The sequence below is a fragment of the Halobacillus salinarum genome (assembly GCF_022919095.1).
Taxonomy (GTDB): Bacteria; Bacillota; Bacilli; order Bacillales; family Halobacillaceae; genus Halobacillus_B; species Halobacillus_B salinarum.
The window spans coordinates 2,772,679-2,795,666 of the sequence record NZ_CP095073.1 but is presented as its reverse complement, the minus strand read 5'-3'; the positions used below and the strand labels follow the sequence as shown (position 1 = coordinate 2,795,666).

Here is a 22,988-nt window from a genome sequence, read left to right as displayed (position 1 = left end):
TAGTCAGTCCCGTGAGGCTGAAAAGGGAACGGAGTAAGTAACGTTGATACACCCTTTTTCTGCCTTCATGCGGAAAAAGGGTTTTTTATTGCAAAGAAAGGGTGGGCCGATGAAACCAAAAGCTACCGTATTAGATGAGGCAGCCATTAGAAGAGCGCTCACAAGAGTTTCACATGAAATTATTGAAAAGAATAAAGGCGTGGAAGATCTCGTCTTAGTGGGAATCAAAACTCGTGGAGTTCCTATAGCTGAACGGATAAAACGTAAAATCAACGAAATCGAAGATAAGCCTCTTCCAGGGGGAGAACTGGATATTACATTATACAGGGATGACCTTTCGCCAAAACATGAACAACCAGAACCAGAGCTGAAAGAAACCAACGTGAAGGCGGATATAAACGGAAAGAAAGTGATTCTTGTCGATGATGTCTTATATACCGGAAGAACGGTGCGTGCCGCAATGGATGCATTGATGGATCTTGGCAGACCGGCCCAAATCCAGCTGGCGGTGCTTGTAGACCGCGGTCATCGGGAACTTCCGATCCGGGCTGATTATGTCGGGAAAAATGTCCCGACTTCCTTAAATGAAGTGGTTACGGTCACCTTAGCCGAAACGGATCACGAAGACCAAGTCATGATTTATGAAAAATAAACAGGAATACCTTTAAAGAAAGTCCAGAGAGGCTTACAAGGTCGTACAACGATGACGCAGCAGCTGCGTCTGCCTCTTTGCGTACTTGTGAGCAAAGAGGTTTTTTAATGCAAAAAGGAGGAAGATTGAATGAAAACACATCAAGCGGTATTAGGTATTCGTGACATCCCCGAAAAACATAAATGGCTCGTCTTAAGTTTGCAGCACTTATTTGCTATGTTTGGCGCTACGATACTCGTTCCATTTTTAACTGGGCTATCTCCTGCGGTGGCTCTTGTCTCCAGTGGAGCAGGGACACTTGCTTACCTCATGATCACCCGGGGCAAAATACCAGCATATCTCGGTTCTAGTTTCGCTTTTATTTATCCAATTTCCGTTGTGAGCGAATCGAGCGGCGTTGCCGGTGCGATGATGGGCAGTTTTTTTGCGGGCCTGTTCTATGGTTTAATCGCCCTGTTGATTTCTATGTTCGGATTAAATTGGCTGATGAAGCTTCTACCGCCGGTAGTGGTGGGGCCAGTCATCATTGTTATCGGTCTGGGACTTGCATCGACAGCGGTGGAGATGGCGATGTATCTTCCTAATCAGGAAGAGAATGTGTACAGCCTCACCCATTTAATTGTAGCCTTAGTGACGCTGGGAATAACCATTGTTGCATCCATTTTCTTTAGAGGCTTCTTCTCATTAGTTCCGATTTTATTTGGAATTGTCGGCGGCTACATTTTCGCACTTACGCAGGGGGTTGTCGATACGAGCGGCATTCAGGCAGAATGGACGACTCTAGCTTCCTCCGGGTCTTTCATTGGATTTTTTGGGAATTTATTTCAAATGCCTGAGTTTGTAATTCCTTTCGTCGATTTTTCCCCCTTTGAAGTGTTCAGCTGGAAAATAGCTCTATACATGCTGCCATTTGCTTTAGTGACCATTACGGAACATACAGGGGACCAGATGGTTCTATCAAAAGTTGTCGGAAAGAACTTCTTAAAAGAACCAGGCTTGAACTTTTCCATCCTAGGTGACGGAGTCGCGACGATGATCGCTTCTATGCTGGGCGGACCTCCGAATACCACCTATGGAGAAAACATTGGCGTTCTTGCTATTACCCGTGTTTACAGCGTGTTTGTGATAGCCGGTGCCGCGGTGATTGCGATATTCTTTGGCTTCATCGGTATGATCACGGCCCTCATCAGTTCCATTCCATCTGCAGTAATGGGCGGCGTTTCCATTCTTCTCTTTGGAATTATTGCTTCAAGTGGACTCCGGATGCTGATTGACAACCAAGTCGACTTAGGAGAAAAGCGGAATTTAATTATCTCATCGGTCATTCTTGTGATCGGCGTAGGCGGAGCAATGATTAAAGTAGGTGATGTGGAAGTGGCAGGGATGGCCCTTGCAGCCATTGTAGGAGTAGTGTTAAACCTCATTCTCCCTGGACAGGATAAAAGCCAGGGAAACGGCAATATGTTTAAAGTTTCTGACATTTCCACTGAAGAAAAAAATAATGATGGCGCAGCTTAACTGAACCAGATGTACACGTTTTAATAAAGTCCTGTGAGGCTTTCAAGGGTGTAGAAGGGTTTAGCTCATTTGCGATGCAAACAGAGCACCCCCGGACACCCGGGGGTGCTATTTTTATGGAAAAGGAGAGAGGGATATGAAGCATTTACACTCAATGACCCAGCTGACAAATAAAGAAATTGAGCACATTATCCACACTGCGAAATCAATTGAAAATAAACAACTCTCACCTAACTACTCCGGCCGTTTTGCAGCTAATATATTTCTTGAACCGAGCACACGTACGAAACACAGTTTCTACATGGCTGAAAGGCGGCTGGGTTTAGAAGTAGTGGACCTTGAAGAAAAAGATTCCAGCTTGATTAAAGGAGAGAGTCTCTATGACACATTAAAAACATTGGAAGCACTCGGAACCGAAATCGCTATTGTTAGACAGTCCCAAAACGGCTTAATCAAGCAAATTACGGAACAGCTTGGGATGTCAGTCATTAATGCAGGAGATGGGACCGGGGAACATCCGACTCAATCGTTGCTGGATCTTTTCACGATCAAGGATGAATTCGGCACTTTTGAAGGACTGTCCGTCGTCATTGCAGGAGACATTAAACACAGCAGGGTGGCAAGGTCCAATGCTTACGCACTTAAAAATCTAGGTGCGGACGTGAAGTTTGTCGCAAAGCCTGAATGGCAGGATAAGACCATCTCGGACAAATACATATCCATTGATGAAGCGGTGGAGGAATGTGATGTGCTGATGCTTTTAAGAATACAGCATGAACGACATCGGGATCCCTTTCAGTCCTCTCAATATCTAGAAGACTTTGGATTAACTATAGAGAGGGAAGGGAGGATGAAACGATCATCGATTATTCTTCATCCGGCCCCGGTAAACAGGGGAGTTGAAATATCAGCTTCACTTGTAGAGTCAGAGAAATCAAGAATATTTAAGCAGATGACGAATGGGGTCACAATCCGGATGGCTCTGCTTCATTTACTACTTGAGGAGGGGATATAAATGAAACTTAAGTTAACCAACGCCAAACGACTCGTCAATGAGAAGCTTGAGGCATGTGAAGTGCTTATTGAGGATGAATCCATTAAGGAAATTTCAGAAAAGGTAAGCGAAGGATCCAATCAGCAAATTGATCTCGGTGGAAAATTAATCAGCTCAGGATTTGTGGATGTCCATGTTCATTTAAGAGAACCTGGCGGGGAAGCAAAAGAAACGATCGCTTCAGGAACTAAAGCCGCAGCCAAAGGTGGTTTTACGACCATATGTTCCATGCCTAATACCCGGCCTGTGCCAGATTGTGTAGAAACACTAAACGAATTATACGAAAAAATTAATCAGGATGCAGAAGTAAGGGTGCTGCCTTACGCTTCAATAACCAAACGCCAGCTTGGAAAAGAGATGGTGGATATTGAGGCCCTGTCTGAAGCAGGTGCATTTGCTTTTACTGATGATGGAGTGGGTGTTCAGGAAGCAGCAAAAATGTTTGAGGCGATGCTTGCAGCAAGCCTTCAAAATAAAGCAGTCGTAGCTCATTGTGAAGATAATTCGCTTGTATATGGAGGCGTGGCACACGAAGGTTCAGCAAATAAGAAGCTCAAGCTTCCTGGTATTCCTTCCATTGCAGAATCGGTGCAAATCGCAAGGGATGTGTTATTAGCTGAAGCAGCAGATTGCCATTATCACGTCTGCCATGTATCCACGAAAGAGTCAGTCCGTGTTATTCGCGATGCAAAACGAGCAGGAATCAAAGTGACCGCAGAGGTAACTCCTCACCACCTGGTTTTAAATGAAAACTCCATCCCTGGGGATGATGCTATGTATAAAATGAATCCACCACTGAGGTCAGTGGAAGATCAGGAAGCACTGATTGATGGTCTGCTTGATGGAACGATCGATTGTATAGCTACCGATCATGCTCCTCACACTGAAGAAGAAAAGCAGGAAGGGTTTTTGCGTTCCCCGTTTGGAATTACCGGGTTTGAAACAGCTTTTCCAATTTTATATACACACTTAGTAAAACAGGGCACCGCAACGCTAGAAGAACTCATTAACTGGATGACTGTGCGCCCAAGTGAACTCTTTTCACTTCCTTACGGGCGGTTTGAAAAAGGGGCTGCTGCCGACTTGGTCGTCATCGATTTGGAAACGGTGAAAACCATCGACAGGCACCAGTTAGTTTCAAAAGGAAAGAACAGTCCATTTCACGGCTGGGAAGCAAGTGGCTGGCCGGTAATGACGATTATGAATGGAAAAGTTATATGGGAGGAATCAAATTATGAAGCAGCTCGTTCTTGAAGATGGCACGACATTCGTAGGGCAAGGTTTTGGAAGCCAGAGAGAGACCATGGGAGAAATTGTTTTTAATACCGGGATGACGGGATACCAGGAAGTCATTTCAGACCCTTCTTATTGCGGGCAGATTGTTACGTTTACTTACCCGCTCGTAGGAAATTACGGCATCAACCGTGACGATTTTGAAACGGTAGATCCTGCAATCCTAGGCGTTGTAGTAAAAGAACATTGTGAACAGCCTTCCAACTTTCGCAGCGAAGAATCGCTGGATGAATTTTTAAAGGCAAAACGGATCCCAGGCATCAGCGGAATTGATACACGAAAACTGACGAAGATCATCCGTAAGTACGGAACGATGAAAGCGATGCTCACTTCTGTAGACCGTCCTGTAAACCAAGTGCTTGAGACGATGGAAGCTACTCCGCTTGCCAGGGATCAAGTGAAGCAAGTGTCAACGATTAAGCCATATGTCGTTCCTGGTAGAGGCTATCGGATTGTCTTGATTGATTTCGGTATGAAACATGGAATTCTTCGTGAATTTACGAAAAGAAATTGTCACGTAACGGTTGTCCCGTATCATACGTCTGCGGAAGAAATCGAGCGGCTCCGTCCTGATGGCATCATGCTGTCCAACGGACCCGGAGACCCTAAAGATGTACCAGAGTCGATTCAAACTATAGCTAAACTCATGGGGAGAATACCGATTTTTGGGATTTGTCTCGGGCATCAGCTGATCGCCCTGGCTTCGGGAGCTGATACATCAAAAATGAAATTCGGCCACCGCGGGGCCAACCAGCCGGTTAAAGATCTAAGAACCGGGCGTACCGTTATTACCTCCCAGAATCATGGATACGCTGTGAACACTGAATCATTGACAACAACAAATCTATCGCTTACACAAGTATCTTTAAATGACGAGACGGTAGAGGGTCTTGCCCATGAGAGCCATAACGTATTCTCTGTGCAATATCATCCAGAAAGCTCGCCAGGTCCGGATGATACTTCTCATTTATTTGATGAATTTCTGGAAAGAATTACAAACGAACAAGCTAAATTGAAGGAGGGGTCTTCATGCCTAAACGTACAGATATAAAACGCATTCTCGTCATAGGATCAGGTCCGATTATCATTGGACAGGCAGCTGAATTTGATTATTCAGGCACTCAAGCATGCCAGTCGCTGAAAGAAGAAGGGTACGAAGTTATCCTGGCCAACTCCAATCCAGCAACAATCATGACAGACCATACGTTTGCGGATGAAGTCTATATGGAGCCGCTGACGCTGGAATTTTTAAAAAAGATTGTTCGTAAAGAAAAGCCAGATGCCATCCTTCCAACTCTAGGTGGCCAGACAGCCTTAAACTTAGCTGTTGAACTCGATAATTCTGGCATTTTGGAAGAATACCATGTCGAGCTGCTGGGAACTCCGCTGTCAGCGATAGAAAAAGCAGAGGATCGTGAAAAGTTCCGCAGTCTAATGAACGAAATGAATCAACCTGTAGCAGAAAGCGAGATCGTAAGTTCAGTAGATGCTGCTTTAAAATTTGCTGAGAAAATTGGATATCCCGTCATTGTCCGGCCTGCTTACACAATGGGAGGTACAGGCGGAGGCATGTGCTATAGTGAAGCAGAATTAAAAGAAACAGCTAGAACCGGGATTGCTGCTTCTCCGGTCCAGCAATGCTTAATTGAGAAAAATATTGCCGGTTTTAAGGAAATAGAATACGAAGTGATGCGTGATAAAAAGGATCAAGCGATCGTCGTTTGTAATATGGAGAACTTTGATCCAGTCGGCATCCATACCGGGGACTCCATTGTAGTAGCTCCTTCTCAAACATTGAGTGACCGGGAATACCAGATGCTGAGAAATGCTTCTCTTGATATCATTAGAGCTCTTGAAATTGAAGGCGGATGTAACGTCCAGCTCGCCCTTGATCCGGACAGCTTCCAGTACTATGTGATCGAGGTTAATCCCAGAGTAAGCCGCTCTTCTGCCTTAGCTTCTAAAGCGACAGGTTATCCAATTGCGAAGCTTGCTGCTAAAATTGCGATTGGCTTAACCCTGGATGAAATCAAAAATCCGATTACTGGAACAACTTATGCGTGTTTTGAGCCGGCACTAGATTATATCGTCACTAAAATTCCACGCTGGCCATTTGATAAATTTGCCAAAGGTAATAGAAAATTAGGCACCCAAATGAAGGCGACTGGAGAAATCATGTCCATAGGCAGGACATTGGAGGAGTCTCTGCTAAAAGGTGTTCGATCTTTAGAAGGTGAAACAGAGGAGCTTTATTTGAAAGCTTTAGTCAGCTTGAGTACGGATCAGCTGATCGAGCGGATGAAACACGCGGATGATGAAAGAATTTTTGTCCTAGCAGAAGCATTGCGAAGAAATATGCCTCTTGAAGAAATTCATTCCTACACCGGCATTGATTTTTTCTTTCTTCATAAGCTTTTAAGAATCATCAGGATGGAAAATGATGTAAAGGAGCAAGGGCTACAGTATGAAACGATACACAAGGTAAAACAGGCAGGATTTTCGGACATCCAAATTGCCCGGCTTTTAAGCGTTGATCTGGATGAAGTGATCCAATTCCGGAACAGCCATAACATTCGTCCGGTCTACAAAATGGTAGACACTTGTGCTGGGGAATTTGTCTCAGAAACGCCTTATTTCTACAGCAGTTATGAAGAGGAAAATGAATCAATTGTGACCGATAAGAAAAAGGTGCTGGTGATTGGTTCAGGGCCGATAAGAATCGGCCAGGGGATCGAATTTGATTATGCCACTGTACATTCAGTGCTTGCCTTGAAAGAAATGGGCTATGAAGCCATTATTATGAATAATAACCCGGAGACGGTTTCTACTGACTTCAGTGTTTCAGATAAGCTGTATTTTGAACCACTGACATTAGAAGATGTCCTGCATGTCATTGATTTAGAGAAGCCGGAAGGTGTGATCGTCCAGTTTGGTGGACAGACTGCCATTAACTTAGTAGAAGGTCTGCACCGATTCGGAGTCACTATTCTCGGAACAACGATGGATGCCATTAACCAGACGGAGGACAGGGATCTGTTTGAACAGCTTTTAAATCGTTTAAACATCGCCAAGCCTGGTGGAGAAAGCGTGACGAGCGAGAAGGAAGCGGTTGAAGCTGCCGCTCATATTGGTTATCCCGTTGTGGTCAGGCCTTCTTACGTCTTAGGAGGGCGTGCGATGGAAATTGTGTATTCAGAAGACGAGCTGCTCATCTATATGGAAGAGAATGTCCGCGTTCACAATGGTCATCCTATCTTAATTGACAAGTACATTACCGGAATGGAAATAGAAGTCGATGCGATCACAGATGGAACAGATGTGGTAATTCCGGGGATAATGGAGCATATTGAACGAGCAGGCGTCCATTCAGGAGATTCCATGGCCGTTTATCCCACCCAGCGTTTAACAAAAGAACTTGAAGACCAGTGCATAGACGCCACTACAAAGATTGCCCGTGATTTGAATATGAAAGGGTTAATTAACATTCAGTTCGTCGTTATGGGTGACCAGGCATACGTACTAGAAGTCAATCCTAGAGCGAGCAGGACGGTTCCATTTTTAAGCAAGATTACCGGAGTTACCATGGCTCGTCTTGCCACTAAGGTTATTTTAGGAGAATCACTGGCTTCACTCGGCTACCGTTCTGGAGTAGCTGTAAAGCCGGACGGAGTGTATGTGAAAGTTCCTGTGTTTTCGTTTGAAAAGCTTCGGAGCGTAGATATCACTCTCGGGCCGGAGATGAAATCGACAGGTGAAGTGATCGGATATGACCAGACGCTTGAAAAAGCATTATATAAAGGAATGACGGCTTCAGGTCTTAAAATCCCAACGCAAGGCTCTGTACTGTTAACAGTTGCGGATAAAGATAAAGAGGAAATGGTTGAGATCGCAAAGACTTTCTATCAGCTCGGATTCCAGTTGTTTGCCACCGAAGGAACCGCCCACGCTATTCAAGAAGCGCATCTTCCTGTTGAAGCGGTTGGAAAGGTCGGTTCAGAACAACGGGATGTCATTGACTTAATTCAAAGTGGAGCGGTGCAATTTGTCGTCAATACGTTAAATAAAGGCCAGCGGGCCCGTACGGACGGTTTCAGAATTCGAAGAGAAGCGGTGGAGCACGGAATTGCCTGCCTGACTAGTCTAGACACTGCGAAAACGATCGTCGACGTTATTGACGCGATGACTTTTACGGCACGGACCATTCAAACTAAAGAGGCGGTATTTCAATGATGCAGCGAGAATGGATGAGGATAGTAAAGCACACGGAAGTAGCTCGCGATACCTATCAGCTCATTCTTAACGGTGATGTGGCACAGCACGTTCGTGAGCCTGGTCAATTCGTACACGTGCAGGTAAGCCAGGAATATTTTCTAAGGCGGCCGGTTTCTATTGCTGATGTAAATCAAGACGAAAGCACGATAACACTGCTTTATAAAGTCATGGGCAAAGGTACAAATGCGCTTACAGGAAAAAAAGCAGGAGATTTCATTGATGTTCTAGGTCCAGGGGGCAAAGGATTTCCGCTTCACGACCTTAACACTCAACAAGCACTCTTGATTGGGGGAGGAATTGGAGTGCCTCCCCTGCACTACTTAGGGAAAAAGCTGAAGGAAAAAGGTGTTCAGGTGACTTCTGTGCTCGGTTTTCAAACGAAAGAGGATGCATTTTATGTAGAGAAGTTTAAGGAATTAGGCAAGGTTTTTGTCACAACCAATGATGGCAGCCTGGGCACGAAAGGATTTGTGACGAACGTTCTGCCTGATCTTAAAGACAGGATAGACACATTTTTTTCCTGCGGACCTACAGTGATGCTTCGTGCGGTAAAGGAAGAAATGTGTGATGTCCCTGGTTACATCTCCATTGAAGAACGGATGGGGTGCGGAATTGGAGCATGTTTTGCTTGCGTTGTAGAATCAAATGACGACCAGGGCTATCGGAAGATTTGCTGCGATGGCCCGGTCTTTCGTCCGGATGAGGTGATCCTGCCATGAATACCAGAGTGGAACTGCCTGGGCTAAATTTGAAAAACCCTGTGATGCCGGCATCTGGCTGTTTCGGTTTTGGACGTGAATTCGCGCAATTTTATGATCTTTCACATTTGGGTGCTGTGATTATGAAAGCAGCAACAGGAGGGAAGAGATTCGGGAATGTGACCCCTCGTGTGGCGGAAACATCCAGTGGAATGCTGAATGCAATAGGTCTGCAGAATCCTGGAGTTGAGGGAATCATTGCTAAAGAAATCCCTTTCTTAGAGACGTATCCTACCCCGATTATTGCTAATGTTGCAGGGAGTACGGTGGAAGAGTATGTGTCAGTTGCCGAAAAACTTTCCGAAACTTCCGTTAGTGCCTTTGAATTAAATATTTCCTGCCCAAACGTAAAAGAAGGAGGAGTACAATTTGGTACAGACCCTTTTTTAGCAGAAAACGTCGTGCGGGAAGTGAAGGACGTTTCCGATGTACCTGTTTACGTAAAGCTTTCACCAAATGTAGCAGATATTGTGTCGATGGCCGAAGCATGTGCCAAAGCAGGAGCTGACGGTCTTTCCATGATCAATACGTTAACAGGGATGAGAATTGATCCGAAGACTAGACGTCCAATTATCGCTAATAAGACAGGAGGCCTTTCCGGTCCGGCGATAAAACCGGTGGCGATCCGGATGATTTACCAGGTGTACGAAGCGGTGGATCTCCCGATTATCGGAATGGGTGGAATAGAAACGGTCGATGATATCATTGAATATCTGCTTGCAGGAGCAAGTGCGGTGGCCATAGGCAGCGCCAATTTTAAAAACCCACTCGTATGCAAGGAGCTTATTGATCAGCTGCCTGAAGGGCTTAAGAAGTATGGCTTCGAATCCGTGAACGATGCGATTGGAGGTGCTCATGATGAAACGTATTCATCCTCTATATCTCGCTCTTGATTTTGAAGAGGCACAGAAGGCCCTGCATTTTCTGGAAGTTAACCATCTGAGTGGCATCCCGGTTAAAGTAGGAATGGAAATGTATTATAAAGAAGGCCCTGCTATTGTTCATGAGTTAAAACGAAGGGGGCATGCTATTTTCCTGGATTTAAAGCTTCATGATATACCGGTGACGGTTAAAAGGGCGATGAGTACGATTGCTGGCTTAGGTGTCGATGTTGTCAATGTTCATGCCCAAGGTGGAAGCAACATGATTGCAGCAGCACGTGAGGGTCTCGAAAGACAAAGTGGACGGCCCTTATTACTTGCCGTGACTCAGCTGACCTCTACAGATGAGGAAATGCTGAAACGGGAACAACTAGTGCCTGAACCTATGGAAGAAGTGGTGGCTCATTATGCTGGTTTGTCGAAACGAGCAGGAGCAGACGGGGTTGTCTGTTCCGTTAGGGAAGTTGAATCCGTGCGTCGCTCATGCGGAGCAGAATTCATAACTTTGACTCCAGGTATCCGGGCAAAAGAGGATGAAAAACACGACCAAAAGCGTGTGGCCACTCCTTTTCAAGCTGGTATTGCAGGGAGTCACGCTATCGTGGCTGGTCGAAGCATTAAATCAGCACAAGATCCCTTATCGGCTTATGAATCTATGAAAAAGGAGCTTGAAAATGGCAGACAAGCAATTAATCAATGATTTGTTGGAGATTGGTGCAGTCCAAGTGAAGGTAAAAGACTTCTTCACCTGGACATCAGGTCTCAAATCCCCTATTTACTGTGATAACCGGCTCACGATGTCTTTTCCTGAAATTAGAAACAGGATTGCTTCACAATTTGCTGAAAAAATGAATACTCTTCCCTATCCCGTGGAAGTCGTTGCCGGGTGTGCGACTGCCGGTATCCCTCATGCTGCCTGGGTAGCGGATTTATTGAATCTGCCGATGGTGTATGTACGCTCTTCTGCTAAAAAACACGGGAAAGGAAACCAAATTGAAGGAGTGGTAAAGGAGGGCATGCGCGCAATCGTAATTGAAGATTTAATCTCTACCGGAAAATCTTCAATTGATGCGGCTCTTGCCCTTAGAAACGCAGGAGTTGAAGTAAATGAAGTTTTCTCGATTTTCACTTATAACTTTACCGCAGCGGAAGAGGCTTTCCGGAACGAAGGGCTCACTTATACTTCTTTAGCCACGTTTGATGAACTGCTGGAGTCTATGATTGTAGAAGGAAAGATCAACGATCAGGAACTGGAGCGTCTTCACAACTGGAAAACCAATCCAGAGATTTTTACCCAGGCCGAATAGACAACTTGAGTAAGACAAGAAGCTATTATTTATTGAAGGGAACTACAATGTTTTGCTCCCTTCAACTTACGAGATTTGGGGAGGCTGATTCTCTTTTTCCCGGCTGCATTAACAGGGAAAAGAGTTTGTTACTGATGAAAAACTATAGATTATCTTCACACTTACTTACTAAGGGAAATTGTAGCCATCTAAAAAACTACCAGACTGGTGGGGTTTTATCTCAACAGTCTGGTAGAAAAAAAGCTGGAAATTATGAGGTGATTTGTTTACTTTTCAAGTTCCTGATAAAGGAAGCATCAGGAGTAACAAACAACGTCTGCTGATGGTCATAAATGACATAACCGGGTTTAGCCCCCGATGGCTTCTTCACGTGTTTTACCCGTGTGTAATCGATGGGGACGGAGGAAGAACGGCTGAATTTACAAAAGTTTGCCGCCAGCTGTGCGGCTTCAAAGAGCGTTTCTTCACTGGGTTCCGCTTCACGAATGACGACGTGAGAGCCTGGAATATCTTTTGCGTGCAGCCAAATGTCGGATTTTCTTGCCAGTCGGTTCGTTAAATAATCATTCTGTTTATTATTTCTTCCTACATAGATGGTCACCCCATCTGTGGATACGTAGGAATCGGGTTCAGGTTTTGCAGGTTTGTTTTTCTTTTTGGACGACTGCGCTTTTTTCCTTAAATAGCCCTCTTCTCTTAGTTCTTCCCGAATCTCTTCAATGTCCTGTTCTCTCGCTGTTTCTACTTGCTGAATAAGCTGGTCAAGATAGGTAATCTCACGTTCAGCCTTCTTGATTTCCTTCTTGACTACCTGCTTGGATTTTTTAAGTTTTTGATACGTTTGAAAATAGTTTTGGGCGTTTTCACTTGGTGTTTTATTAGGGTTTAAATCAATGACCCGTTCAGATTGATCCGGGTCATAATAATCGACGACTCTTACTTCCTCATCCCGGTCTTTACTAAATGCATATGAGCAGTAAGCAATTCCCCAAGTCTTTGATATTCCTCGGCAGATTCAGATTTTATTAACGTTTGTTCGTGTTTCTTAATCTTCCGTTGATTTTTATCCCGTTCATTTTTTAAGAACCGATAAAGGTCACCAGCCTGCTGCTTGACGCGGTCTCTTTCTGCTTTTCCAGAGTAATAAGCATCAAGCATGCTGCTTACTGTACTAAATGTTTCTGTTTTTCCACTGAAAGCTTTAAGAGGGAAAATGTAAAATTGCTCCTTCTCTCCTCGGAAAATTTGCGGCTCATAGTCATTTTGCTGAATTCTTGTCCTAAGCTCGCGATAAGCATTTTCATATGCTTCAGCTCCCCCTAAATAGGCACGGGCAGCAATTTCCTTCGTAATTAATGGAGAAAATCCCATCACAATCTGTAATATTTGTTTATCCATTTTTCCAGCATTGAAGTCTAGTTTACGGAGGAGTTCCTCGGGTTCAAGATCGAGAGGGTTTATTTTTCCCTGCTCTGGAGGAAGTTTGTAAGGCTGACCTGGCATAACGGTTCGGTGTCTGTTCTGGGAAGGAGGCAAGTGCTTAATACTGTCTAAAATGTATCCTTGCTCTTCATCGATCAATATGATGTTGGAATGTTTGCCCATAATTTCTACCATTAACGTTTTGGTCGTTTCATCGCCGATCTCATTTCGGGCACGGACTTTAATTTTTACGATTCTTTCCATGCTTACCTGCTCGATGCTTTCGATAAAGCCTCCGACTAAATGCTTTCTGAGCAGCATACAGAGCATAGGCGGCTCTTTCGGATTGGTATATTGATCCTCCGTTAAATGAAATCGTGCATAGGAAGGATGGGCAGAGATAAGCAGCGAATGTTTGCTGCGGTTGCTCCTGATTGTTAAGACCAGCTCCGTATCAGTGGGCTGATAAATTTTCATAATTCTCCCTGTCTGCAGGGTTTGATTTAATTCATGAGTGATGGCCCTCGTAACAATTCCATCAAATGACATCGTAATTCACCTCTCTAAATTTTGAGTATAGCATGAACGACCGGTGCTTCACTATCCATAAGGATTGGAAAGTGTGGCTCGCTTTACCTGCCTATGATTTGATAAAATAAAGAATAACAGAACATTGACTCTAGCAGGCTGGAAGTGATACACATGGTTAAAAGTATGACAGGATATGGAAGGAAATCACTGGAAGTCGAAGGGATGCAGCTGCATGTGGAAATACGCAGTGTTAATCATCGATTCTTAGATATTTCAACGAAACTTCCTCGTAACCTTTTATTTTTAGAGGAAAAATTAAAGCGGTTGATCCGGTACCATCTCTCCCGGGGGCGTGTAGACTTATATGTTACCTTGGAAGGACAGGGCTTGGTAAAACGAACGCTACACGTTGATTGGAACATCGCTGATCAGTATATTGAACGGCTGGTGGATATGAAAAAGCGATACGAGTTGACTGGAGAAATTACAGTTGATATGGTAACAAGGTTAGAACACGTTTTTTCCGTTCAGGAAAAAGAAGAAGATTCAAGTATTTTACATTCCAATTTGTTGCAAGCTGTTCAGGAATCTTTAGATCGATTATCAACCATGAGAAGTGAGGAAGGCAGAAGTCTTGAAGCTGATCTTACAAGCCGCTGTCAAAAGATAAGCGCTGTTTTACAAAAGCTTGAAGACAGGCGTCCTTCTGTCGTGGAGGAATACAAAGAAAGGATACGCCAAAGAATTGAAGCCTATACTAAAGAAGAAGTCCTGGCAGAGCAATCGCGGGTTCTTCAGGAAGTCGCCCTGCTAGCTGAAAAAGGGGACGTAACGGAAGAATTAACGCGGTTAAAGTCTCATCTGGATCAATTTTCAAAAACACTGCAAAAACAGGAATCTATTGGCCGTAGACTCGATTTTATCGTTCAAGAAATGCATAGAGAGGTCAATACTATCGGTTCCAAGTCCAATGACAATCTTGTTACCGAGTGGGTCGTGGAACTGAAAAGTGAAATTGAAAAACTGAAGGAACAAGTACAAAATGTAGAATAATAATTGTGATTTTGCCTGCTTTTTTCATATAATAGAGATGGTGTAATCGTGAAAGAGATTCGTGCTACTAGAAGGAGGAGTCACGTTTGAGTTTAAAACTGATAAACATCGGGTTTGGAAATGTTGTTTCTGCCAATCGTATTATTTCTATCGTATCTCCGGAGTCTGCTCCGATCAAACGTATTATTACGGTGGCTCGTGACAATAATAAATTAGTAGATGCTACATATGGGCGCCGTACCCGCGCCGTTATCATTACTGACAGTGATCATGTGGTGTTGTCTGCCGTTCAGCCAGAAACAGTCGGACAACGTGTAATCAGCAATGATGAAATGTCAGATGAGAATTAGGGGAGGACTTCTGAAGTGATAGATGAGAAGGGGATATTATTTATTCTTTCCGGACCTTCCGGAGTTGGAAAAGGAACAGTAAGAAAAGCGCTTTTCGATCAATCGACAGACTTGCGCTATTCTATTTCCATGACTACCCGGAAGCCTCGTGAAGGGGAAGTTGATGGTGTGGATTATTTCTTCAAATCCCGCGAAGAGTTTGAAGAATTGATCCTACAAGGGCAGTTGATTGAACATGCCGAATACGTTGGGAATTATTATGGCACACCTAGGAATTATGTGGAAGAGACCCTTGATCAAGGGAACGATGTCTTTTTGGAAATTGAAGTGCAAGGAGCTCTTCAGGTAAGAGAAAACTTTCCGCAAGGTGTTTTTATCTTTTTAATTCCTCCGTCTCTTGAGGAACTAAAGGATCGTATTGTAAACCGTGGTACGGAAACAGAAGAGAAGGTTAAAAATCGACTGTTGGCTGCTAAAGAAGAAATCGACATGATGGATGCTTATGATTATGTCGTTGTGAATGATGAGATTGACCATGCGGTAAGCAAAGTTCAATCGATTGTGGTTAGTGAACACTGCAAACGGGAACGTGTTTCACATCAATATAAAAAAGCATTGGAGGTCAATGAATTATGATGCTCGAACCAAGCATTGATTCGCTTCAAAAGCAAATCAAATCCAAATATACTCTCGTTACACTTTCAGCCCGCAGAGCCAGGGAACTGAAGCAAGGAAGTGCGCCAATGATTGAAAAACCATCCTCCCATCAGCAAGTGGGGGTAGCTCTTGAAGAAATTCGCGATGGCAAACTTGGTTTTGCGTATTCGGATGAAATTCAATCACGTACGGAAACCCTATAACCATCTAAGCTTTTATACAGTCTTCAGGAAAGCCGCGCTTTTATTTACGAAAAAAGCGCGGCTTTTCCTTATTAAAAAGTGAAGGATAAAGGAGTATGGTCGTATGTTAAATGGAAAAAAGATAGTACTTGGTGTGTCAGGAGGGATTGCTGCCTACAAAGCTGCAGCACTGGCGAGCAAACTTGTTCAGGCGAAAGCAGAAGTGAGAGTGGTCATGACAGAGAGTGCCCAGAAGTTTGTGGCACCGACTACTTTTCAAGCTCTTACTCGGCATCCGGTTTACACTGATACATTTGACGAAAAAGATGCGACGCAAATCCAGCATATTGATGTGGCCGATTGGGCTGACTTCGTTCTTCTCGCTCCGGCAACTGCCAATTTAATTGGAAAGTTGGCAAACGGATTAGCGGATGACATGCTTTCTACGACACTGCTTGCTACTGAAGCCCCCGTCTATATCGCTCCAGCCATGAACGTACACATGTACAGCCACCCGTCAGTGATGAGGAATCTACAAAGACTCGACCAATGGGGGTTTCATTTCATCGAACCAGGTGAAGGCTATCTTGCATGCGGGTACGTAGGGAAAGGGAGGCTTGAGGAGCCGGAAACGATCGTAGAAGTGCTCGAAAACCAGCAGCATCCGAAAGTATTAAAAGGAAAGAACGTTTTGATTACAGCTGGACCTACAAGGGAAAAAATCGATCCCGTCCGTTATTTTACCAACCCTTCTACAGGGAAAATGGGATTTGCTCTAGCCAGACAGGCAGCTTTTCTCGGAGCAGAAGTGACGCTCATTACCGGTCCTGTCAATTTAACTGCCCCAGCAGGTGTCAAAAGAATTGATGTCATTACGGCAGAGGATATGTATAATCAGGTGCTTGAGCATTTTAGTACGAACGATATCGTCATTAAGGCAGCAGCCGTTGCCGACTATCGTCCGAAACAGACATTTGCTCAGAAAATGAAAAAACAACCAGGAGAATACACTGTGGAAATGGAGCGGACAAAGGATATATTAGCAGAGCTCGGAAAGCGGAAAGAACATCAATACTTAATTGGTTTCGCAGCGGAGACAAATGACGTTGAACGGTACGGAAGAGAAAAGTTAGCCAAGAAGAATCTGGATGCCATTGTAATTAATAATGTCAGTGAAGCTGACTCAGGATTCGGCCATGATACGAATTCATCCTTATTTATTACAAAACAAGGGAGAGAAACGACCTTCCCTGTCATCTCAAAAGATGAAATGGCTCGACAAATATTAATGAAATCATTGGAAGAACTCGGATGGTGATACAACGTGAATTACGCAAGAGTCATCGTTGATGTGCCTTCACAAAATACAAACAGGCCATTTGATTATCAAATACCTGAGAAGTTCAAAGGCATAGTCCAGCCTGGAATCAGAGTCATCATTCCTTTTGGACCTAGAAAGATTATGGGGTATGTTGTCGGGCTGGCTGAAGAAACAACTTTACAAAAAGTAAAGTCTATCACTGACTGTCTTGATGTTACACCAGTTTTAACGGACGAGCTGCTTGAATTAGGAAAATGGCTTTCCAATTATACACTCAGCTATTATATATCTTGCTTACAAGTCATGCTTCCGCAAATTATGAAAGCAAAATATCGCAAAGAATTATGGAAAATGACGGACGAAGATTTGGATTCAGATTTGGAACATGTCTTTCAGGGCAGAGGAGTTATTCCATATGAAGAATTTGAAAATTCCAAGCTAAGTTATCATGTGTTAAGAAAACATATTCAAGCGGGAGAAGTAGATGTTCATTATGAAGTGAAAAGCCGTGAAACGAAAAAAGTCACCCGCATTGTAGAACCAGGAGCTGAGGAGATACAGCTCATTGAAGCACTGGAGGATTTGCCTAAGCAAGCGAACAAACAGAAGCAAATACTCGAATATTTTGCAGAAAATAAACAACCCGTTCCAAAGAAACAACTGTTGGAAACGCTCGCTACTACTGCAGCTTCACTCAAGCCTTTAGTTGAAAAAGGCTTAGTCAAGGAATATCAGCAGGAGGTTTTCCGTGATCCTTATGAGAACCGGCGATTTGAAAGAACCGAACCTTTTCCGTTGACGGAGGAGCAGTCTGCAGCGATCTCTCCAATACTACAAACCATTAAAAATGAAAAGCATGATGTATTTCTGCTTCATGGTGTGACAGGCAGCGGGAAGACGGAAGTTTATCTCCAATCGATTCAAGAAGTTCTTGATAAAGGACAAGAAGCCATTATGCTTGTTCCGGAGATCGCACTTACTCCTCAAATGGTGGAGCGGTTCAAAGGACGATTCGGCTCTAAGGTAGCTGTTCTCCACAGTGCATTATCGGCAGGGGAAAAATACGATGAATGGCGTAAAATTCAAAGAAAAGAAGTGCAGGTGGTCGTAGGTGCCCGTTCTGCCATTTTCGCTCCTTTTACTAATATTGGGCTCATCATTATTGATGAGGAGCATGAGACCAGCTATAAGCAGGAAGACCGGACTAGGTACCATGCGAGAGATGTGGCAATAGAACGCGGAAAAAACAATCTCTGCCCTGTGGTCCTCGGAAGTGCCACGCCTGCGCTTGAATCGTACGCAAGAGCAGTAAAAGGAAATTACCAGCTGTTGTCATTGAAAAAACGTATGAACGAGGCAGCTATGCCGGAAGTTGAACTTATTGATATGCGGGAAGAACTGCACGCAGGAAATCGCTCTATGTTTTCCACGTTATTAAAAGAAAAACTGGAAGAAAGGCTGGCTAAAGGGGAGCAGTCAGTCTTGTTTTTAAACCGGCGTGGTTACTCAACGTTTGTTATGTGCAGAGACTGCGGCTATGTGATGGAATGTCCTCACTGTGATATTGCCTTAACCTACCACCGAAAACATGAGCGGTTAAAATGTCATTATTGCTCTTATGAAGAACCAGTACCTTCGAAATGTCCAGAATGTGAAAGCAAAACGATCCGATATTTTGGGACGGGAACACAAAAGGTGGAAGAAGTGCTGCAGCAGTTAATACCTGAAGCCAGAGTACTAAGGATGGACGTCGATACAACGAGGCGGAAGGGAGCCCATGAAAAAATTCTTGGCAAGTTCGGCAGCAAAGAAGCAGACATCCTATTAGGAACTCAAATGATCGCAAAAGGGCTCGACTTTGGGAATGTTACCCTTGTCGGTGTGCTTGCGGCTGATGCGCTGCTGAACCTGCCTGATTTCCGCTCTGCAGAAAAAACCTTTCAATTAATCACTCAAGTCAGCGGCCGGGCGGGACGTCATGATAAGCCTGGAGAAGTCGTAGTCCAGACATATACTCCAGAGCATTACAGCATTGAACTTGCCGGGAGCTATCAATACGAGCAGTTTTTTAATGAGGAGATGAAGCTGCGGAAAGCATTTAATTATCCTCCGTATTATTTTTTAACACTGGTTACAGTTTCCCACCCTAATCAGTTGAAAGTACAGGAGGTTACCCAAAAAATTGCCCAATTCATGAGGCAGAAATTGAGTGAACACTCCCATGTGCTCGGCCCGACGCCCTCAGCACTTACCCGGATCAATAATAGATATCGATATCAATGCATGATAAAATACAAGCAGGAACCAGAGCTTCGGAAATTAGTCCAGCGAATATTACACTATTACGAAGAAGAAATGAAACAGGAGAACGGCTTGCAAATCACCGTTGATTTTCAGCCTTATCAGTTAATGTAGGAAAGGAGCCTGGCGAGATGACAAAAATCGCTTTTATGGGAACCCCGGATTTTGCAGTTCCTATACTTAATGAACTCATCCATCAAGGTTATGAAGTTGTCGTAGCAGTAACACAGCCGGATCGGCCAAAGGGAAGAAAAAAAGAACTCACTCCGCCGCCGGTCAAAACCGCCGCTCTTAAGCATGGCATTCCTGTATATCAACCAGAAAAGATAAAAAATGAATATAAGGAAGTTTTGGCATACCAGCCGGAATTAATCGTCACCGCCGCATTTGGGCAGCTGCTTCCTGAGGAACTGCTTCAAGCTCCAAAATTTGGCTGCATTAATGTCCATGCCTCTTTGCTGCCAGAACTGCGGGGAGGAGCTCCGATCCATTATTCTCTTATTCAGGGTCATAAGGAAACCGGTGTCACGATTATGTATATGGTTAAAAAACTCGATGCCGGGGATATGATTGCGAAAGTACGTGTTCCAATTGAGGAAAATGACCATGTAGGTACGCTTCATGATAAGCTTTCGAAAGCAGGTGCCCAATTAGTGAAAGAGACACTTCCAAAGCTACTGGCGGGGGAGGTTTCTCCCGAAAAACAGGATGATACGAAAGCTACGTTTGCTGCTAATATTAAGCGGGAGCAGGAACGGATCGATTGGACAAACGACCAGCAGGCGGTATATGACCACGTTCGAGGTATGCATCCTTGGCCGGTTGCTTTCACTTACTGGAGAGGAAAACCGTTAAAGGTATGGTGGGTGGAAAAAATGAAAGGAAGCTATGACCAGTCGCCCGGTACAGTTCTTCAAATAGAAGAAGATGGTTTTTTAGTGCAGACCGGGGATGGGAAAGCAGTAAAAATCGTTGAGCTCCAGCCTTCTGGAAAAAAACGAATGGATGGACAATCATTTGTCAATGGAGCAGGGCAATCGTTAAAGCAAGGGGAACGTTTGGGGAGCAGAATGAGTAAGTACGCATTAAGAGAAGCAGCTCTTCAGTTGCTGACGAGAATTGGAGAGAACGGTGGTTACAGCCACGTGCTTCTGGATCGGGAAATTAATAAACAGCAATTATCTGAGCAGGACGGAAGATTACTCACTGAAATGGTTTATGGAACCCTCAGCCACAGGGATTTAATTCACTATTATTTAACTCCGTACATGAAAAAACAAAAGAAAATCAGGCCCTGGGTAAAGTGGCTCCTCTATATGTCTGTTTATCAAATGGTGTTTTTAGAAAGAGTTCCTGACCATGCGGTATTGCATGAAGCTGTTGAAATTGCCAAAAAGCAAGGACACAAGGGAATCGCATCATTAATAAATGGAGTACTGCGCAATATCCAACGTAATGGTGTAGCAGATGTAGAAGAGATTAAAGATCCTGTTGAAAAGCTCGCAATCGAGTCAAGCCATCCTCATTGGCTTGTGGAACGCTGGGTGGAACAATACGGATTGGAAATAACTCAAGGAATGTGCAAAGCGAACATGCACCATCTTCCTATGTCGGTGAGAATTCAGCCGCTCAGAATTTCATTAACTGAAGCCATCCATCAATTACAAGCTGATGGTTTCACAGTAGAAAAAAGCCTGCTTTCTCCTCAGGGGATCGTAATAAGTGAAGGCCAAATTCTCAGGCATCCGCTATTTATTGAAGGCAGGCTTACAGTCCAGGATCAAAGCTCGATGCTGGTTGGTGAAATGATGGATCTTTCTCCCGGCCAGAAAGTGTTAGATGCCTGCAGTGCTCCTGGAGGCAAGACGACGCACATGGCTGAGAAAATGGAAGATGAAGGAGAAGTAGCTGCCTATGATTTGCACGCGAAAAAAGCTAAGCTAGTAAATGAAAAAGCCCGTCAGCTCGAGCTGACGATTATTCATGCAAAACAGGCAGATTCCAGAAAAATTACAGATGAGCATCATTTGGAAAGCTTTGACCGCATATTATTGGATGCTCCCTGTTCAGGTCTCGGCGTGCTGAGAGGAAAACCTGATATAAAATACCACAAAAAGGAAGAGGATATTTTCAGTCTTAGAAACATACAAGATGATCTGTTAAATGAAGTCAGCAAGCTGCTTAAACCAGGAGGAAAGCTGGTTTACAGCACATGTACAGTCGATAGGCACGAAAATGAGGAAGCAGTGGCTGCTTTTTTATGTCGGCACCCTGAATATGAGGTAGACCCAAGCTTCACAAATGATCTTCCAGAACCGCTGCAAACTTCTCATGGACGTAGTGAATTTGGGCTCCAGCTGTTTCCCCAGGACTTCGACACCGATGGTTTCTTTTTAACAAGACTTATCAGAACGTGACCGCCGGCCTGTAAAAAAAATGAATCAAACGAGTATGAAGGTTGTAAATTAATGGATAATCTGAAGAGGAGGGGAAGAAAAATCACTTCCCCCCTAACTTAAGCAGGAATACGGTTACTAAGTGGAGTAATTAACGAAAGAGATGCCTAACTCAAATGACAGATGTTCTTATGGACAGGCAGCAGACTTACCGCTTCTAGACGTAGAGCGTATTGCAGAAATGAGGTGAGACCATGAACGGTTGCTTTTTAACAAATGTGGGTAAAGTAAGAAATCATAACGAAGATGCAGGCGGTATTTATAAAAATGATACCGGTCAAATGCTGGCCGTTGTAGCAGATGGCATGGGCGGCCATCGTGCTGGTGATGTCGCCAGCCAAATGGCAGCAGCTAATTTACATAAAAAATGGCAGGATGTTTCCTTGCTGAGCACCCCTGAACAATCCGAAAGCTGGCTGGAACATGCAGTTCAGGATATCAACAGCGAGCTTTTTCATTACGCCAGTGAGCATGAAGAATGTCAGGGGATGGGGACAACAATTGTAATTGCCATATGTACGAAGTATTTCACTACTATTGCTCATATTGGAGACAGCCGATGTTACCTTGCCAATGCTTATGGATTTAAGCAAATCACGGAAGACCATTCTTTAGTCAACGAGCTGGTCCGATCGGGACAAATTACGGAAGAGCAGGCGGAACACCATCCTAGAAAGAATGTACTTTTGAAAGCCTTAGGCACAGAAAATCAAATCGATGCTGACATTAAAACGTACAGCTTTGAGCAGGATGACCGGCTGCTTCTCTGTTCAGATGGATTAACGAATAAAGTAAAAGATGAAGAGTTAGCCGAACTCTTAACTTTTGAAGGTGAATGGTCTGACTTTTGTCAAAAGCTGATTGATAAAGCAAATGATCGTGGAGGAGAAGACAACATCACCCTGGCAGTTGTTCATTACACCAGCACAGAAGGGAAAGAAGGTGCTGATGAATGTTAAATAACCGTCTCCTTAATGAAA

General features: G+C 44.0%; 18 protein-coding genes and 2 pseudogenes. 19 read left to right on the top strand and 1 reads right to left on the bottom strand.

Translation table 11 applies throughout. The features are described 5' to 3' along the window. The first annotated feature begins 109 nt into the window (after window positions 1-109). The 10 genes from pyrR to pyrE all read left to right on the top strand — a co-directional run bounded on the left by pyrR (window position 110) and on the right by pyrE (window position 11,735). The gene (gene pyrR, locus MUN89_RS14345) at window positions 110-652 is read left to right on the top strand and encodes a bifunctional pyr operon transcriptional regulator/uracil phosphoribosyltransferase PyrR (protein WP_244708476.1); all 543 of its coding nucleotides are present in this window, start codon (window positions 110-112) and stop codon (window positions 650-652) included. A 129-nt stretch (window positions 653-781) separates the two neighbouring features. Further along, window positions 782-2,170 (top strand): solute carrier family 23 protein, encoded by a 1,389-nt coding sequence (locus MUN89_RS14340; RefSeq protein ID WP_244708475.1) that lies wholly within the window; start codon window positions 782-784, stop codon window positions 2,168-2,170. Window positions 2,171-2,306: 136 nt separating this feature from the next. Further along, window positions 2,307-3,185 carry an aspartate carbamoyltransferase catalytic subunit gene (locus tag MUN89_RS14335; protein ID WP_244708474.1) on the top strand — a complete coding sequence of 293 codons (879 nt, stop codon included), beginning with the start codon at window positions 2,307-2,309 and terminating at the stop codon, window positions 3,183-3,185. Continuing rightward, window positions 3,186-4,478: a dihydroorotase gene (locus MUN89_RS14330; RefSeq protein WP_244708473.1), complete on the top strand. Its 1,293-nt coding sequence runs from the start codon at window positions 3,186-3,188 to the stop codon at window positions 4,476-4,478. It abuts the gene before it with no gap. Then, complete coding sequence (locus MUN89_RS14325; RefSeq protein WP_244708472.1) at window positions 4,459-5,568, top strand: carbamoyl phosphate synthase small subunit; 1,110 nt, start codon at window positions 4,459-4,461, stop codon at window positions 5,566-5,568. The genes MUN89_RS14330 and MUN89_RS14325 overlap by 20 nt, the downstream gene beginning before the upstream one ends. Beyond that, window positions 5,547-8,747: a carbamoyl-phosphate synthase large subunit gene (gene carB, locus MUN89_RS14320; RefSeq protein WP_244708471.1), complete on the top strand. Its 3,201-nt coding sequence runs from the start codon at window positions 5,547-5,549 to the stop codon at window positions 8,745-8,747. Before MUN89_RS14325 ends, carB begins: the two co-directional genes overlap by 22 nt. After that, window positions 8,747-9,508 (top strand): dihydroorotate dehydrogenase electron transfer subunit, encoded by a 762-nt coding sequence (locus tag MUN89_RS14315; RefSeq protein ID WP_305852457.1) that lies wholly within the window; start codon window positions 8,747-8,749, stop codon window positions 9,506-9,508. The genes carB and MUN89_RS14315 overlap by 1 nt, the downstream gene beginning before the upstream one ends. Then, entirely contained in the window at window positions 9,505-10,440 is a 936-nt protein-coding gene (locus tag MUN89_RS14310) for a dihydroorotate dehydrogenase (protein WP_244708469.1), read from the top strand. The genes MUN89_RS14315 and MUN89_RS14310 overlap by 4 nt, the downstream gene beginning before the upstream one ends. After that, window positions 10,406-11,128 (top strand): orotidine-5'-phosphate decarboxylase, encoded by a 723-nt coding sequence (gene pyrF / locus MUN89_RS14305; RefSeq protein ID WP_244713816.1) that lies wholly within the window; start codon window positions 10,406-10,408, stop codon window positions 11,126-11,128. Before MUN89_RS14310 ends, pyrF begins: the two co-directional genes overlap by 35 nt. Continuing rightward, the gene (gene pyrE / locus MUN89_RS14300) at window positions 11,103-11,735 is read left to right on the top strand and encodes an orotate phosphoribosyltransferase (protein ID WP_244708468.1); all 633 of its coding nucleotides are present in this window, start codon (window positions 11,103-11,105) and stop codon (window positions 11,733-11,735) included. The genes pyrF and pyrE overlap by 26 nt, the downstream gene beginning before the upstream one ends. A gap of 250 nt (window positions 11,736-11,985) precedes the next feature. Here the strand turns inward: pyrE and MUN89_RS14295 are convergent. Beyond that, window positions 11,986-13,706 (bottom strand): annotated as a pseudogene (locus MUN89_RS14295) (Rqc2 family fibronectin-binding protein). Window positions 13,707-13,859: 153 nt separating this feature from the next. On the opposite strand from MUN89_RS14295, the gene MUN89_RS14290 reads away from it, so the two are divergent. The 9 genes and pseudogenes from MUN89_RS14290 to MUN89_RS14250 all read left to right on the top strand — a co-directional run bounded on the left by MUN89_RS14290 (window position 13,860) and on the right by MUN89_RS14250 (window position 22,967). Beyond that, window positions 13,860-14,741 (top strand): YicC/YloC family endoribonuclease, encoded by an 882-nt coding sequence (locus MUN89_RS14290; protein ID WP_244708467.1) that lies wholly within the window; start codon window positions 13,860-13,862, stop codon window positions 14,739-14,741. Window positions 14,742-14,827: 86 nt separating this feature from the next. After that, complete coding sequence (gene remA / locus MUN89_RS14285; RefSeq protein ID WP_079529790.1) at window positions 14,828-15,091, top strand: extracellular matrix/biofilm regulator RemA; 264 nt, start codon at window positions 14,828-14,830, stop codon at window positions 15,089-15,091. Window positions 15,092-15,106: 15 nt separating this feature from the next. Beyond that, window positions 15,107-15,727: a guanylate kinase gene (gene gmk / locus MUN89_RS14280; protein WP_244708466.1), complete on the top strand. Its 621-nt coding sequence runs from the start codon at window positions 15,107-15,109 to the stop codon at window positions 15,725-15,727. Continuing rightward, window positions 15,724-15,951 carry a DNA-directed RNA polymerase subunit omega gene (gene rpoZ, locus MUN89_RS14275; protein WP_244708465.1) on the top strand — a complete coding sequence of 76 codons (228 nt, stop codon included), beginning with the start codon at window positions 15,724-15,726 and terminating at the stop codon, window positions 15,949-15,951. The genes gmk and rpoZ overlap by 4 nt, the downstream gene beginning before the upstream one ends. Window positions 15,952-16,054: 103 nt before the next feature. Then, window positions 16,055-17,248 carry a bifunctional phosphopantothenoylcysteine decarboxylase/phosphopantothenate--cysteine ligase CoaBC gene (gene coaBC / locus MUN89_RS14270; RefSeq protein WP_244708464.1) on the top strand — a complete coding sequence of 398 codons (1,194 nt, stop codon included), beginning with the start codon at window positions 16,055-16,057 and terminating at the stop codon, window positions 17,246-17,248. A gap of 6 nt (window positions 17,249-17,254) precedes the next feature. Next, window positions 17,255-19,666, top strand: a complete 2,412-nt coding sequence (gene priA, locus MUN89_RS14265) for a primosomal protein N' (protein WP_244708463.1) — start codon at window positions 17,255-17,257, stop codon at window positions 19,664-19,666. 17 nt (window positions 19,667-19,683) lie between these two features. After that, window positions 19,684-20,616: pseudogene (gene fmt, locus MUN89_RS14260) on the top strand (methionyl-tRNA formyltransferase); the annotation flags it as partial. A 6-nt stretch (window positions 20,617-20,622) separates the two neighbouring features. Then, window positions 20,623-21,969, top strand: coding sequence for a 16S rRNA (cytosine(967)-C(5))-methyltransferase RsmB (rsmB, locus tag MUN89_RS14255; protein WP_244713814.1), 1,347 nt, complete (start codon window positions 20,623-20,625; stop codon window positions 21,967-21,969). Window positions 21,970-22,202: 233 nt separating this feature from the next. After that, window positions 22,203-22,967, top strand: a complete 765-nt coding sequence (locus MUN89_RS14250) for a Stp1/IreP family PP2C-type Ser/Thr phosphatase (protein WP_244708462.1) — start codon at window positions 22,203-22,205, stop codon at window positions 22,965-22,967. Window positions 22,968-22,988 lie beyond the last annotated feature (21 nt).